The following is a 13,301-nucleotide window of genomic DNA, read 5'->3' as shown; positions in this document are numbered from 1 at the left end:
TTATCCCGCGTTCTTCAGGGCTTCGGCGCTGCGTACCGGGTCGATCGCCGTCCATCCGAACTCGATGAAGGGCAACGTTTGATGCGCCAACGCGATCATCTTGTTAGCGATCTTGGGTGTAGTGAGCACCGCGTTATCGAGCTCTTCAACGAAGGTGAAGTGTTTCAGCTTGAGGAGTTTTTGCAGATGTTCATCGTCCACAGCCTCAAACCCGCGTGGCATACGCTTGAGACCCTCACTCGTGTCGAGCTTTCGGCCCTTCTTCTCAAGCTCACTGAGGATTTTGTGAAGCTTGCTAGACCGCTCGACGATGGCATGGCGCATTGCTGACAATTCAGCGGGCTGTAATCCGTAAAAGCCGGTCGCAATAAACGAGCGCTCGTTGGCCATATGCACGTAGACGAAGCCCTGATCTTTCTTAGTTCCGTCCCGCGTCATCAAAGCGCTGGCGTGCGTGTTGTAAGGGTCTTTATTCTTTGAAAACCGAACGTCCCGATTGACGCGGTAAAGCGACGTTTTTCGGCTGCCGCGAAAAGGCAGCCCTTCAGCGTTCATTCGCTCCGAGAGATGTTCGATCAGATCACCAAGTGGTTGTTTCACCTCCGCTTCATAGAGCGGCTTGTTTTCGTGAAACCATTCTCTCGACTGGTGAAAGCCAAGTGCCTTCAGAAATGGCAGGGCTTTCTTGCCCATGCCACTGAAGGGTGTCGGCGTGTCCGTCAAACTCAGGCGCTTTCGGTGTTTTTGACCGCAATCCCGTTATCAGTGAACATCTGCTGAAGCTCACCAGCTTGGAACATTTCGCGTACGATGTCGCAGCCGCCGACGAACTCGCCCTTGATGTAGAGCTGGGGGATGGTTGGCCAATTGGAATACTCTTTGACGCCCTCGCGAATATCCATGTCTTCCAAGACATTCACATCGGTGTAGTCAGCGCCGACATACTCGAGAATCTGGACAACCTGCGCGGAGAACCCGCACTGTGGAAACTGTTTCGTTCCCTTCATGAACAGAACGACGTCTTGTGATTTCACTGTGTTTTCAATGGATTGTTGAGCGTCTGACATGATGGTGTCTCGTTGTTTGATGATAGCCGCCTGACTGCGGAACGAATGCGGGTTAGTCGGGCTTACCTCTGACCGCCTTTACCAACACATAGTGGCAAACCATTGAACAAGCAAAGCACGCTTTGAAAGATAGGCGGGAAACTCTCTTCTAGGCTTCAGGCGCTGACGTTTGCAGCGCAAGAGCGTGCAGCGTACCGCCCATTTTCCCTTGTAAGGCGGAGTATACCATTTGGTGTTGCTGAACGCGTGATTTGCCGCGAAACGCCTCTGATACGACAACGGCTGCATAATGATCGCCATCCCCGGCAAGATCGCGGATCTCGACACGGGCGTCCGGCATAGCGTCGGTGATCATTTTCTCGATTTCAGCGGCGTTCATCGGCATGGAAACTCGTCCTTATTCAAAGCGGCGATTGCGTCATGAAGTTCGGAAACCAGCGCTCATGCTCTGAACGCAGCGTCCCGATCGATATGGATCGGCTGTTGCCAAGTTTCAATTCATCGCCACCGGTCGAGCCAAGTGGCGTCAGTGCAACCGTCTCCGTCTCACCAACCACACTTTCGATTTGGGCGGTCCTGTCTGGACTGAAAGCGATGACGTACCGCGCTTGATCCTCGCCAAAAAAGAAGCCAATGGCGTCGGCTTCCGGCGGAGTGATAGTTGCGCCAATCCCGCCTGTGATGGCCATCTCGGCAATGCACAAAGCGAGACCACCGCTTGAAACATCGTGAACTGTGTCAACGAGACCATCCCCAATGAGGCGGCGCACACAATCGCCGACGTTTTTCTCGGCAGCCAGGTCGACGGGCGGTGGCGCTCCATCTTCACGCCCAAGAACGTCGCGCAAATAAGCGCTCTGGCCGAGATGTCCCAGGCTTGCTGCCTTGGGTCCAACCAAGGCAAGGACATCGCCGTCTCTTCGCAAGGCGAGGGTCGCTACAGGATTGCCCGCCCGAATTAATCCCGCTCCGGCAATCGTCGGAGTGGGCAGAATGCCCGAGCCATCCGTCTCGTTGTACAAGGAGACGTTGCCAGACACGATCGGGAAATCTAGCTCCCGGCATGCCTCGCCCAATCCTTCGATCGCCCGCACAAAGCCGCCCATGATTTCCGGCTTTTCCGGATTGCCGAAGTTGAGATTGTCTGTGGCGGCGAGGGGCAGTGACCCGACCGCTGTCAGGTTGCGCCAGACTTCGGCCACAGCCTGTTTGGCACCCTCAAAGGGGTCCGCTTCGACATAGCGCGGGGTCACGTCGGAGGAGAAAGCAAGGCACTTACCATCCCCCGTCACGCGGACGATGCCCGCGTCCCCGCCTGGTGTTGCGATCGTTTGGCCTCTGACCAGGGTGTCATACTGCTCATAGACCCAGCGCTTGGACGCGCCTTCCGGGCTCGCCAGCAACTTCAGGAGACCGTCGGCGACATCGCCAGAGCGATCGATATCAAGGGCAGGAGCCGGTTTTGCTGGTGCGACCCAAGGCCTGTCATATTCGGGGGCCTGATCGCCAAGGTCTTTGATTGGCAGGTCAGCAACGAGGCTGCCTTCGTGAAATACTTCAAAACGTAGCGTGTCAGTCGTTTCGCCGACAACGGCAAAATCGAGTGCCCATTTGTTGAAAACCGCCTCCGCTTGTGCGCGCTTGGCTGGCTCAAGCACCATCAGCATGCGCTCTTGGCTTTCCGACAACATCATTTCGTAGGCGGACATGTCTTCTTCGCGACACGGCACCTTGTCCAGGTCGAGCCGAATGCCGAGATCGCCTTTCGCACCCATCTCGACAGCGGAGCATGTCAGGCCCGCTGCGCCCATATCCTGAATGGCGATTACCGCGCCGGTACCCATCAACTCGAGGCAGGCTTCAAGAAGGCATTTCTCGGTGAACGGGTCGCCGACCTGCACAGTGGGGCGCTTCTCGTCGATCGTGTCGTCAAACTCAGCCGACGCCATCGTCGCGCCGCCGACGCCATCACGGCCCGTCTTGGCTCCCAGATAAACGACGGGCAGACCGACACCCCGTGCCTCGGATCGAAAAATCGCGTCGGTCTGCGCAATACCGGCTGCGAATGCGTTGACCAGGCAGTTGCCATTGTAGCGCCGGTGGAACTCAACCTCGCCACCAACGGTGGGAACCCCAAAGGCATTACCGTAACCGCCAATGCCGGCGACCACGCCCGACACGAGATGGCGGGTTTTTGGGTGGTCCGGCGCCCCAAACCGAAGGGCGTTCATCGCCGCAATTGGCCGGGCGCCCATGGTAAAAACATCGCGCAGAATACCACCGACACCGGTGGCCGCGCCTTGATAAGGCTCGATATAGCTAGGGTGGTTGTGGCTCTCCATCTTGAAGACCACTGCCTGTCCGTCGCCAATATCGACCACACCGGCGTTCTCGCCGGGCCCCTCGATGACGCGCTCGCCTTCGGTCGGCAGCGTTTTCAGCCATTTCTTCGAGCTCTTGTACGAGCAATGCTCGTTCCACATGGCTGAAACGATCCCAAGCTCGGTAAAGGTTGGCTCGCGACCACTGAGGAGCCCGCGGAAGCGCTCATATTCCTCGGCGGTGAGCCCGTGCGCCGCGATTAGGTCTGGTGTAATGGCAATTGGCGGGTTCAGTGTCATGTGGAGCAAACCCAGCTAGCCCGCGAATGCAGGGCCCCGGAGAATGGCGCAAGCATCATGTACCACAGCTCCGCGAGCCCCGAGCCCAGCGTTGTAGGTCACGGTTTATTCGGGCTTTGAGAGGGGTCGCGGTAAGCGGCCCGAATGATGAGACCACGGGTCCCGCGCCATCCACCCTGCGGATGGTAATGGCCAGCTGTGGAAGTCCGCCCCGGTCATCGCGATCTACGAGCAGGATGCGCGGTTGTCCGGAAAGCGAAGTGATCTCCGTTTCCTGTCTGAAGTCTGCGAAATCTGATTCGCCGGAGGTAAACCAACAGGTGCGGACCCGGTCTGCAATCCGTTCCGCTGTGGGGCCTAATGAACCGCGAGCGGCGTAGCTCCCCTCCGGCAGGTTGACGCTCACGCATCCCGCGACCATCAGCGCAGCTGTCACAGCGGCAACGAAACCCTCACTCGACCTCATCGAGCAATCCCTTGAACAGCCGCTCACCGGCGCGGCTTGGGTGATGCGGAAGACTTACATTTTCCGGATGGGGCATCATTCCCAGAACATTTCCTGCCTTGTTGGTGATACCGGCGATATCGTCACGCGATCCGTTCGGGTTGGTCCCATCGGCGTAGGTCAGAGCGATTTGATCGTTGTCCTGCAAAGCCCGCAGTGTGGTGTCATCACAAACGTAATTGCCATCACCATGCGCAACAGGGCACGTCCATTTTTCGCCTATTGCCCACGTCTGCAGAAAAGGTGATCGGTTGTGCACGACCTTCAGTTCGACCGTCTTGCAGACGAAGTGCAGGCTGGCATTGCGCATCAGGGCGCCGGGCAAGAGACCCGTTTCAATCAGGATCTGGAAACCGTTGCAGACGCCCAAGACCGGCATACCGCGGTTGGCGGCGTCGGCAACTGCCGTCATGACAGACGCCCGGGCTGCAATCGCGCCACATCGCAAATAATCGCCGTAGGAAAAGCCGCCCGGTAGTATGACCGCATCCGTGCCCGTCGGGAGGTCGCTGTCGGCATGCCAGACGACATGCGGTGCCTGGCCGGTCGCGTGCTCGACGGCGTCGATCATGTCCTGGTCCCGGTTGGAGCCCGGGAACACGACCACTGCTACCGCCATAGTGCTACGCCTCGACGCGTTCTGAAAGCATGGCGATCTCAAAATCCTCAATCACGGTGTTGGCCAGAAGCCTGTCGCACATGGCTTCAAGATCGCTCCGGGCGGCGTGAATGTCCGCCGCCTGAAGTTCTATATCCATGACCTTGCCTTGCCGGACGCTCTGAACACCGGAGAAACCAAGTCCGCCCAAAGCATCGGCGCTCGCTTTGCCTTGCGGATCCAGAACCCCCGGCTTCAGGGCGATCACGACACGGGCATCAAACTGTATCATCAGCCTTTCACCAGCCTCGGCCCGCCGGTTGGAGCCGGATCGTTCTCATTCAAGACACCAAGGCGACGCGCCACCTCCTGATAGGCGTCCAAGACGCCGCCCATGTCCCGGCGAAAGCGGTCTTTGTCGAGCTTGTTTCCGGACTCAATGTCCCAAAGACGGCACGAATCAGGGGAGATTTCGTCGGCTAGAACGATCCGCATCATATCGTTTTCGAACAAGCGCCCGCACTCGATCTTGAAATCTACAAGTTTGATGCCTGCTCCCAGAAACAGCCCGCTGAGGAAATCGTTTACCCGGATGGCGAGCGCCATCATCTCATCGATCTCTTGGGGGTTGGCCCAGCCGAAAGCGGTGATGTGCTCGTCGGAGACCATTGGATCGCCGAGCGCATCATTCTTGTAGTAGAACTCGACCACAGACCGCGGCAGCGCCGTTCCTTCGTCAAGACCCAAGCGCTTCGAGAGCGAACCGGCGGCAACGTTCCGCACAACAACTTCGACCGGGATAATCTCGACCTCACGGATCAGCTGCTCGCGCATGTTCATGCGGCGGATGAAATGGGTTCCAACACCAATGTCATTGAGGTGATTGAAGATGTATTCGCTGATGCGGTTGTTGAGGACACCCTTGCCGTCAATGATGGCGTGTTTTTGGGCATTGCCAGCTGTCGCATCATCTTTGAAATGCTGCACCAGTGTTCCCGGCTCTGGCCCTTCATAGAGGTCCTTCGCTTTTCCCTCATAGATTTTACGGCGGCGGCTCATCGCATCCTTCGTCTTGGCTTTGATGTGGGTGGGCTGCGGTTTCACGTTTAGGGCTGGTGGCGCCGAGACAGGTCCAGCGCCCTCGAGACTATTGGGGCGACACAAAGCAAAATAGCCGACTCGCCGCCCATCTGATTGCGTCGAATACCCGATGCTGGGCCTTGTGCGCAATTGGCCCAGTCCGGCCTATTGGGGACATTCGGCTTAGTGCCATCTTTATTGTGTTTCACTTTCCCCCCATATACGCCCCGTAGTGGGGAAAACGCATTCGATGCGGTCCATGGTTTGGCCCCGCACCTAATCAATTGTCCGCGTGTGAGGGAGAACGCATTCATGTCCAGCTTCGACAAGCGTAAAGAAGGTTTTGAAAACAAATTTGCGCACGACGAGGAGTTGAAATTCAAGGCAGAAGCAAGGCGCAACAAAATGTTGGGCGCATGGGCTGCAGAAAAACTTGGCCTTAGCGGGGGCGAAGCAGACGACTACGCCAAGTCTGTGGTGCTCGCCGATTTCGAAGAGCCGGGCGATGAGGATGTCTACCGAAAGGTGAAGGGAGATTTCGATGCCAAGGGTGTCGATGTTTCCGAGCACCAGTTGCGCCGAGAGATGGCAGAGCTGATGGATCGAGCAATCGCTGAAATTCAAGGCGGCAGCTAACAACCGTGTCGGCTGTATTTGACCGAGGTCTTGAGCGCGCTCGTGCACTGCGTCGTGGCGAGCCTGTCGCCACCGGTTGGACGGCGATACCGTCAGCGTACACCGCGGCCGCGCTCGCACGCGGTGGGTTTGGCGCCGTTTGCATGGACATGCAGCACGGCTCACATGATGAGGCGTCCGTTCTGACAAGCTTGCAGTCGGTGCATCACGCGGGTTCGATGCCGGGCTTCAGAATTCCTGTCGGACGGTATGACTTTGCCTCTCGGGCGCTTGATGGCGGTGCGCAGATCGTCATCGCGCCGATGATCAACACCCCTGATGATGCGCGAACATTTGCGTATGAGACGAAATACCCACCCATTGGTGGCCGCTCGTGGGGGCCCGCCATCGCGCTCGACATGTGGGGGGTCACGCCCGCAGACTACCTTGCGCGCGCGAATGAGCTGGTTGTTACGTTTGCGATGATCGAAACCGTACAGGCACTTGAGAACCTCGACGCGATTCTCGATGTGCCCGGTATCGATGGGGTATTTGTTGGACCATCAGACCTCTCTTTGACGCTTGCAGCGGGTCAACGTATTGAGCCGCTTGCGCCGCATGTGTTGGAGACCGCAGGGTCAATTGCGCAGGCAGCAAAGGCAAAGGGCAAGATCGCAGGTGTCTATGCGGTCGACAATGAAAAGGCGCGTGCCTACGTCGCTCAGGGCTTTGCGCTGACGGCCATCGCGTCTGATCTGATCGCTTTGAAGGCTTTTGCAGCCTCAGCCTCCAAACTGGATTGAGTGAGCCATAAACACATTTGCGGGTCGTTTGCGGCCTTAGGGCTCGTTCAGCGTGCGCGCTTGAGCAGCACGCCAAAGCGCAGGAGCCCTTCCGGCCACGGTCCGTGCCCCGAATCAACATTGATATGACCTGCGTCGCCGGCGTCTATCAATTCCGAGCCCCAAGCGGCCGCGCACTGCTCCTGAAAGCCAAACGTGGCGTATGGATCGGTGCGACTGGCAACAAGGAACGATGGGACGGGCAGGGGAGCCGAGGGCACCGGCTCGAAACCGGTGAGCAGATGCCCAATCGAGCTTGGTCCGGAAAGCTCAGGTGGCGTGACCAGAAAGGCTGCGATCACGGGGAGCTTTGCTATTGATTGCGCCATGTGAGCGATTGTCAGAGCGCCCAGCGAGTGGCCCACCAAGGCAACCGGGCGTGAGGCGAGCAAAATCTGTTTCTCGACCTGCTTGGCCCAGTCTTCCAGTTTTGGTGCTTCGAAATCTGCCTGTTCAACGCGTTGTGCGTTCGGGAGCTTTTCGATCCAGCCTTCGTACCAGATGCTTGGATCACCACCCTTCCAACCGGGTAGGACCAACACGTCGATATCGGAAATCGCCAACGCTAACTCCCCAGCACCCGTTCGAAGATCGTGTCGACATGCTTGGTGTGGTAGCCTAGGTCGAAAAGGTCTTCGAGTGCATCGCGTGACAGGTGCTGCGTGACGTCCTTGTCGGCATTCAGTTCGTCGAAGAAGTCCTTGCCGTCGTTCCAGACCTTCATCGCGTTACGCTGAACCAGCCTATAGCTGTCTTCCCGGCTGACGCCCGCTTGCGTGAGCGCGAGCAGCACGCGCTGCGAATGCATGAGCCCGCCCAGCCGGTCCATATTTGCCTGCATGCGGTCGGGGTAAACCAAGAGTTTGTCGATCACCCCAGTGAGGCGAGCCAGTGCGAAGTCCAGCGTGATGGTGGCGTCCGGCCCGATGAAACGCTCAACGGACGAATGGGAGATATCCCGCTCGTGCCACAGCGCGACATTCTCCATGGCCGGTAGCGCTTGGGATCGAACCATGCGTGCCAGGCCAGTCAAGTTCTCGGTTAGGACCGGATTACGCTTGTGCGGCATCGCGGATGAGCCCTTTTGTCCGGGCGAGAAATATTCTTCCACCTCGAGAACTTCCGTTCTTTGCAGATGGCGAATTTCGGTTGCGAGGCGTTCAACTGACGACGCTATGACGGCAAGCGTGGCAAAAAACTGCGCATGTCTGTCGCGTGGAATGATCTGGGTTGAGATCGGTTCAACTGTGAGCCCCATCTTGTCGGCCACATGCGCCTCGACCGCGGGGTCGATATTGGCAAAAGTTCCAACGGCACCGGAAATCGCGCACGTCGCGACGTCCGCACGCGCCGCTTGTAGTCGCGCGCGCGCGCGGTCAAACTCAGCATAAGCTTGCACCAATTTGAGGCCGAAGGTCGTTGGCTCCGCGTGGATGCCGTGACTGCGACCGATCGTTGGTGTGTATTTGTGCTCGACGGCCCTCCGCTTGAGGGCTTCCAGGAGGGCATCAAGGTCGTCGAGCAGAATATCGGACGCGCGAGACAACTGGACCGCCAATGTGGTGTCGAGCACATCTGAAGATGTCATACCTTGGTGGACGAGCCGCGCTTCGGGACCGACAATCTCGGCCAGGTGGGTCAGAAACGCGATGACGTCGTGCTTCGTTTCCCGTTCTATCTCATCGATCCGGTCAGTATCAAACGTTACGCTCCCGCCGCGCTCCCAGACCGCTTGTGCTGCCGCTTTGGGAATGACGCCGAGATTTGCCTGAGCATCGCAGGTGTGTGCTTCGATCTCGAACCAGATCCGAAACTTGGTCTCCGCCGACCAAATCGCGCTCATCTCTTTGCGGGCGTATCGGGCCACAGCCATAGTCGGTTTCTCCTAACCCGAAGTCGCGCGTAGCGCATCGATAGCATCACGATAACCAGCGGGACTGTCGGCATTACCGGCTCCGAATACTGACGAACCGGCAACCAGAACGTCCGCCCCGGCGTTGAGTGTCGCCGGTGCAGTCTGAGCGGTGATGCCACCATCAACCTCAATTGAAATCGGGCGGTCGCCAATCAGCGCCTTGATCTGCGAAATCTTTGCGACTTGGCTGGAAAGAAAACTCTGGCCTCCAAAACCCGGATTGACGGTCATCACGACAACCAGATCGATGGTGTCGAGTACATGCTCGATCGCGCCGGCGGGGGTCGCTGGATTGAGGGCGACACCGGCCTTTTTTCCCATGGCACGGATAGCGGAAACCGATCGGTGCAAGTGAGGTCCGGCCTCTGCGTGAATGCTGATATTGTCTGCGCCTGCATCGGCAAATGCTTCCAGATAAGGGTCGCAGGGCGCGATCATCAGGTGTACATCGAACGGTTTGGTTGTCAGAGGGCGAAGGGCTTTGATGATTGCTGGCCCGAAGCTGATGTTTGGAACGAAATGCCCGTCCATCACATCAAGATGAACCCAGTCGCACCCGGCATCATCAATCGCGCGCACCTCATCCGCCAATCGGCTGAAATCTGAAGCCAGGATCGATGGCGCGATGAGTGGGGCGGGTCGTTGGTTGCTCATATCGAAGCGGGAGTGAGCCATTCACCACAGGGGGTCAAGATCAACGAGCGATCTTTTCACTGTCTTGAACAGAGGTCTTTGGTTCCTTGGATAAGCCGCGTTTGCGGGCGATCTCGATGAGCCAGGGCATGAAGAAGATCGGAAACTGGCCGACAGCAAACCAAAGCCACGTGGTCTCTGGAATGGCCATGCCCAGACTTGCGACCATCAGGCCCATGTTGCGCAGGCCCGTCGCAAGGGAGACCGATATGGCGTTCTGGGCTTCCATGAAGAACAGACACAAACGCATCAGCAGCATTTGGCCCAAGGCGAGGGCAAAGGTTGCGACGAACAGGATTGCTACCAGACCAGGCCGTTGCACCATTGCCGGTCCAACGCCATCCATCACCGCAATCGCAAAAACCAACATCGCCAGCACATTGATGCCATCGAGATGGGTCCGGATCTTATCGAGCCGAGGTAAGCCGGCGACCTTCTGAATTGCGAACGCAAGCGCCGCGGCGCCAACCAGAAATCCGGCCAGACGCAGGCCGATGGAGGACGGGTCGAGGGGAAGGCTGCCTGCGGGAAAGAATACGCTCGCGTGCAGCCAGGCGGTTAAGGGCGTGGCCGCCATCGCGAGTATCAAAAAGGCCAGCGCCACAGCCCCGGGAAGGCGCAAGAGACCGGCGAAGATCGGGACGGCGGTTATGGGGGGGACTGCGAGTGCGATGAACAAAGCGAGATAAATCTCTGGATGGCTTTGATTCAGGCCAAATGCTGCGCCCAACCCCAGCCCAAGTGCTGGTAGCGCGATAAGTGCCACGGCGGTGGCAAGCAGCACGGGCAGGGGCTTTTTGAGTTCGCTGCCGAGTGCTCGAAATCCGATCCGCAGAAACGCGAGCGTCAGAAGCGTAAGGATTGCCTCATCCAGCCAAGGGCGCAGAGTGGCTGCCAGAAAAGGTACGGCCATTCCCACAAGTAGGCTCGCAGCGATGGCGATAGTGCCATGCTGGCCAAGGAACGCGAGGGGAAAGAAAACACGCTGGAGGGCGGTCATAGACGGCGCTGTGTATGTTGCAAAGCATCGGTCCTTAGGCGTTTATGGCGCGGCGCGCCAGTCTGCGTTCTCAAGCGGACAGGCCCGTATGTTCGGTCCGCCGCTGAAAATGAGACGCGTTAAGCGTCTGGGCTCTCAAGGCTTTCGGAGATCGATCCGTCTGGCATACAGTCCACCCATTGATTTGAAAGGAGAACCGGCGACAGATGCCAGCTAATAGGGGCCCAAGCCCAACCGGTGTTCGATTTTGGTTTTTGAAAGGGACAGCAGTGGTTTCGTGGCCCAAGGTTTCATGCCTGCGGCTCTTCGGCCTGTTATGTGCGTTTTCCTTTGCGTTCGGCTCCGTGACGTCGAGCGCACAGGAGCCAATTCACATCGGAATTATGGCGCCTCTTTCGGGCCCGTTCGCCCCGCTTGGTGCGCAGGTACAAGCAGGCGTTGAGCAGGCTATAGAACGCAGTGAGCTTGATGTCCGGATCTCTGCCGTTGATGACGAATGCAATGAAGAGCAGGGCCGGGCCGCCGCCAATCAATTGATCGGGGCAGGGGTAGATTTTGTTGTTGGGGGGGTTTGCTGGCGTCCGGCAACGGCCGCGCTCGCCGTACTGGCCTTCGAGGACATCCCTTTTTTTGCCTCCGGGGTGCGTTACGGACCGCTGACCGACGATGCCATGCCTGGTTCAGTTTTCCGGCTCAACGGCCGGGATGACCACCAAGCGCGCTTTCTCGCAGATAAGCTCATTGAGGGCGCTCTTGATCTTGAAGTCGGTCACGCTTTTTCAGCTGCCAACACCGTAATCCTCTTCACCGACGGCTCCTATGGCCGCACGCTCGCTGAGGAAGTTGCAGAGAAACTGACAGATGTTGGGCGCGCGCCGGCACTTAACGAGAGTTTCGATGCGGAGAACGGTCTTGACCGTGCTGCGGGCCGGACTCGCGCAGAAGATCCCGATATCGTGATGGTGTTCGCTGGGCAGGCAGACACGGCGCTGATGGTTTCCGCGCTGCGCCAGCGCGGCGTTGATGTGCCGATTGTGACGGGTGACAGTGCCATGACCTCCGAGTTTCCGTTACTTGCTGATGGCGCTGCCGATGGCGTGGTCTTTCCGCGCCCGTGGAGCTTTGGAGCGGGTCTTGTGGAGCCCTCCATTGCCGCAACAGAGGTTGGCATCGCGCGATTTTCTGGTCAGGAAACCGGGCCTTATCAGACCACGGTCGGCGAATTGAGCTTTGCTGAAAACGGCGATGTTGACGTCGCTGGCTATTTGCTTTGGACTTGGCGAAACGGTGCGATCTGGCCAGCTGATGCTGTTCCAGAAGAACTCAGGTAAGCCCTGCTAGGTAAGCGCTACGAGACCGGGAAAGCGGTCAAGCATCCAGTTCGCCAGGATTGTGTGCCAACCCATCAGGAAAGCTGCCCCCGTCGCGACTAAAAGAGCCCCCGTCGCGCGCTCCATTGTCTGCATATGCTGCCGGAAGCGGCTTGCGAAGCGAGTGAACGGCCCCACCGCGAGGCCGGCAAGAATGAACGGCACGCCCATCCCAAGTGCGTAGATCAGAAGTAGTCCGGCGCCCTGACCGACCGTGTCCCGGCTGGCAGCCACCGCCAGAACGGCGCCGAGGATCGGACCGATACAAGGCGTCCATGCGAAGCCGAATGCGAGGCCCATCGTGAGCGCTGCGGCTGGGCTTTTGCCTGTTTGTGGGCCTTCAAGTCGTGCTTGGCGGTAAAGCATCGACAGCTTGAAGACTCCAAGGAAGTGCAGCCCCATGATGATGATGGCGATGCCGGCAACGATTGAAAGGATCGATGCGTATTGCCGGAGCAGTAAGCTCAGCTGGGTTGCTGTCGCACCCAGCAGCACGAATATCAGCGAAATACCGATAACGAACGCGACCGACTGGATCAAGAGGAACCGCGTCAGCTGCGGCGTCCGTTGGTCTTCTGACAGTTCTTCGAGCGACGCCCCCGTCATGTAGGTCAGGTAAGCAGGCACCAGCGGCAGGACGCACGGCGACAGGAAGGAGAAGATCCCCGCCACAAATACAACTGCCAAGGTCAGTTCCGCGCCCATTGCTTACTCAGGCTCCTTTCAGCTGCCCATAAGTCCTACCTAAGATGTCACTGCCCGCAACGGAAGACCAACTCACGGTGAGGTGTAGGCTTGTGATGAGTGGTCAGCGGGCTTGGCTCCTTGCAGGCAGGCGAGATCATTTGCTGGCCACCTTGGCCGACCTGCGGCAGCGTTCCGAGCAATAGATAACGCAGTCCCAGTCACGCTCCCACTTTTTGCGCCAGGAGAACGGGCGGTCGCACGCCGGGCAGGTTTTTGTCGGAAGCTCCGATTTTTTTCGCATCCGGGCC

The 13,301-nt window shown here is 58.3% G+C and carries 16 protein-coding genes; 3 read left to right on the top strand and 13 right to left on the bottom strand.

Annotated features, from left to right (window positions below):
• The 7 genes from AAF739_14400 to purC all read right to left on the bottom strand — a co-directional run bounded on the left by AAF739_14400 (nt 1) and on the right by purC (nt 5,850).
• Nucleotides 1-723 (bottom strand): TIGR02453 family protein, encoded by a 723-nt coding sequence (locus tag AAF739_14400; protein MEM6383859.1) that lies wholly within the window; start codon nt 721-723, stop codon nt 1-3.
• Nucleotides 724-725: 2 nt separating this feature from the next.
• A complete protein-coding gene (grxD, locus tag AAF739_14395) occupies nt 726-1,067 on the bottom strand; it encodes a Grx4 family monothiol glutaredoxin (protein ID MEM6383858.1) in 342 nt (113 codons plus the stop codon).
• A 148-nt stretch (nt 1,068-1,215) separates the two neighbouring features.
• The gene (locus AAF739_14390; protein MEM6383857.1) at nt 1,216-1,452 is read right to left on the bottom strand and encodes a BolA family transcriptional regulator; all 237 of its coding nucleotides are present in this window, start codon (nt 1,450-1,452) and stop codon (nt 1,216-1,218) included.
• A 16-nt stretch (nt 1,453-1,468) separates the two neighbouring features.
• Nucleotides 1,469-3,688 carry a phosphoribosylformylglycinamidine synthase subunit PurL gene (purL, locus tag AAF739_14385; GenBank protein ID MEM6383856.1) on the bottom strand — a complete coding sequence of 740 codons (2,220 nt, stop codon included), beginning with the start codon at nt 3,686-3,688 and terminating at the stop codon, nt 1,469-1,471.
• Between the two features lie 452 nt (nt 3,689-4,140).
• Nucleotides 4,141-4,812: a phosphoribosylformylglycinamidine synthase subunit PurQ gene (gene purQ / locus AAF739_14380; GenBank protein ID MEM6383855.1), complete on the bottom strand. Its 672-nt coding sequence runs from the start codon at nt 4,810-4,812 to the stop codon at nt 4,141-4,143.
• Nucleotides 4,813-4,816: 4 nt separating this feature from the next.
• The gene (gene purS, locus AAF739_14375; protein ID MEM6383854.1) at nt 4,817-5,083 is read right to left on the bottom strand and encodes a phosphoribosylformylglycinamidine synthase subunit PurS; all 267 of its coding nucleotides are present in this window, start codon (nt 5,081-5,083) and stop codon (nt 4,817-4,819) included.
• On the bottom strand, nt 5,083-5,850 hold the full coding sequence (purC, locus tag AAF739_14370) for a phosphoribosylaminoimidazolesuccinocarboxamide synthase (protein MEM6383853.1): 768 nt from the start codon (nt 5,848-5,850) through the stop codon (nt 5,083-5,085). Before purC ends, purS begins: the two co-directional genes overlap by 1 nt.
• A 333-nt stretch (nt 5,851-6,183) precedes the next feature.
• Here purC and AAF739_14365 point away from each other — a divergent pair, with 333 nt between their 5' ends.
• Nucleotides 6,184-6,507 carry a DUF1476 domain-containing protein gene (locus tag AAF739_14365; GenBank protein ID MEM6383852.1) on the top strand — a complete coding sequence of 108 codons (324 nt, stop codon included), beginning with the start codon at nt 6,184-6,186 and terminating at the stop codon, nt 6,505-6,507.
• Between the two features lie 5 nt (nt 6,508-6,512).
• A complete protein-coding gene (locus tag AAF739_14360; protein MEM6383851.1) occupies nt 6,513-7,289 on the top strand; it encodes an aldolase/citrate lyase family protein in 777 nt (258 codons plus the stop codon).
• 47 nt (nt 7,290-7,336) lie between these two features.
• Here the strand turns inward: AAF739_14360 and AAF739_14355 are convergent, their stop codons facing one another.
• Genes AAF739_14355 through AAF739_14340 form a run of 4 tightly spaced genes read right to left on the bottom strand, consistent with a single transcriptional unit; the run spans nt 7,337 to nt 10,936 of the window.
• Nucleotides 7,337-7,891 (bottom strand): alpha/beta fold hydrolase, encoded by a 555-nt coding sequence (locus AAF739_14355; protein ID MEM6383850.1) that lies wholly within the window; start codon nt 7,889-7,891, stop codon nt 7,337-7,339.
• A gap of 2 nt (nt 7,892-7,893) precedes the next feature.
• Nucleotides 7,894-9,201, bottom strand: a complete 1,308-nt coding sequence (gene purB, locus AAF739_14350) for an adenylosuccinate lyase (protein MEM6383849.1) — start codon at nt 9,199-9,201, stop codon at nt 7,894-7,896.
• A gap of 12 nt (nt 9,202-9,213) precedes the next feature.
• The gene (rpe, locus tag AAF739_14345) at nt 9,214-9,897 is read right to left on the bottom strand and encodes a ribulose-phosphate 3-epimerase (GenBank protein MEM6383848.1); all 684 of its coding nucleotides are present in this window, start codon (nt 9,895-9,897) and stop codon (nt 9,214-9,216) included.
• Nucleotides 9,898-9,937: 40 nt separating this feature from the next.
• Nucleotides 9,938-10,936: a sodium:proton symporter gene (locus tag AAF739_14340; protein ID MEM6383847.1), complete on the bottom strand. Its 999-nt coding sequence runs from the start codon at nt 10,934-10,936 to the stop codon at nt 9,938-9,940.
• 269 nt (nt 10,937-11,205) lie between these two features.
• Here AAF739_14340 and AAF739_14335 point away from each other — a divergent pair, with 269 nt between their 5' ends.
• The gene (locus AAF739_14335; GenBank protein MEM6383846.1) at nt 11,206-12,267 is read left to right on the top strand and encodes an ABC transporter substrate-binding protein; all 1,062 of its coding nucleotides are present in this window, start codon (nt 11,206-11,208) and stop codon (nt 12,265-12,267) included.
• Nucleotides 12,268-12,273: 6 nt separating this feature from the next.
• On the opposite strand, the gene AAF739_14330 is transcribed toward AAF739_14335, so the two are convergent.
• Nucleotides 12,274-13,011 (bottom strand): cytochrome c biogenesis protein CcdA, encoded by a 738-nt coding sequence (locus tag AAF739_14330; GenBank protein MEM6383845.1) that lies wholly within the window; start codon nt 13,009-13,011, stop codon nt 12,274-12,276.
• A gap of 136 nt (nt 13,012-13,147) precedes the next feature.
• On the bottom strand, nt 13,148-13,294 hold the full coding sequence (locus tag AAF739_14325; protein MEM6383844.1) for a DUF2256 domain-containing protein: 147 nt from the start codon (nt 13,292-13,294) through the stop codon (nt 13,148-13,150).
• Between the last annotated feature and the right edge of the window lie 7 nt (nt 13,295-13,301).

Source organism: Pseudomonadota bacterium (genome assembly GCA_039024915.1).
Taxonomy (GTDB): Bacteria; Pseudomonadota; Alphaproteobacteria; order Rhizobiales; family MH13; genus MH13.
This window is presented reverse-complemented; position numbering and strand designations above follow the sequence as displayed.

What these genes read in the sequence shown, in the direction of transcription:
- purB (MEM6383849.1), bottom strand. Translation starts at nt 9,201, where the DNA reads ATGGCTGTGGCCCGATACGCCCGCAAAGAGATGAGCGCGATTTGGTCG.
- purS (MEM6383854.1), bottom strand. Translation starts at nt 5,083, where the DNA reads ATGATACAGTTTGATGCCCGTGTCGTGATCGCCCTGAAGCCGGGGGTT.
- AAF739_14390 (MEM6383857.1), bottom strand. Translation starts at nt 1,452, where the DNA reads ATGCCGATGAACGCCGCTGAAATCGAGAAAATGATCACCGACGCTATG.
- AAF739_14365 (MEM6383852.1), top strand. Translation starts at nt 6,184, where the DNA reads ATGTCCAGCTTCGACAAGCGTAAAGAAGGTTTTGAAAACAAATTTGCG.
- purL (MEM6383856.1), bottom strand. Translation starts at nt 3,688, where the DNA reads ATGACACTGAACCCGCCAATTGCCATTACACCAGACCTAATCGCGGCG.
- purQ (MEM6383855.1), bottom strand. Translation starts at nt 4,812, where the DNA reads ATGGCGGTAGCAGTGGTCGTGTTCCCGGGCTCCAACCGGGACCAGGAC.
- purC (MEM6383853.1), bottom strand. Translation starts at nt 5,850, where the DNA reads ATGAGCCGCCGCCGTAAAATCTATGAGGGAAAAGCGAAGGACCTCTAT.
- AAF739_14325 (MEM6383844.1), bottom strand. Translation starts at nt 13,294, where the DNA reads ATGCGAAAAAAATCGGAGCTTCCGACAAAAACCTGCCCGGCGTGCGAC.
- rpe (MEM6383848.1), bottom strand. Translation starts at nt 9,897, where the DNA reads ATGAGCAACCAACGACCCGCCCCACTCATCGCGCCATCGATCCTGGCT.
- AAF739_14340 (MEM6383847.1), bottom strand. Translation starts at nt 10,936, where the DNA reads ATGACCGCCCTCCAGCGTGTTTTCTTTCCCCTCGCGTTCCTTGGCCAG.
- AAF739_14330 (MEM6383845.1), bottom strand. Translation starts at nt 13,011, where the DNA reads ATGGGCGCGGAACTGACCTTGGCAGTTGTATTTGTGGCGGGGATCTTC.
- grxD (MEM6383858.1), bottom strand. Translation starts at nt 1,067, where the DNA reads ATGTCAGACGCTCAACAATCCATTGAAAACACAGTGAAATCACAAGAC.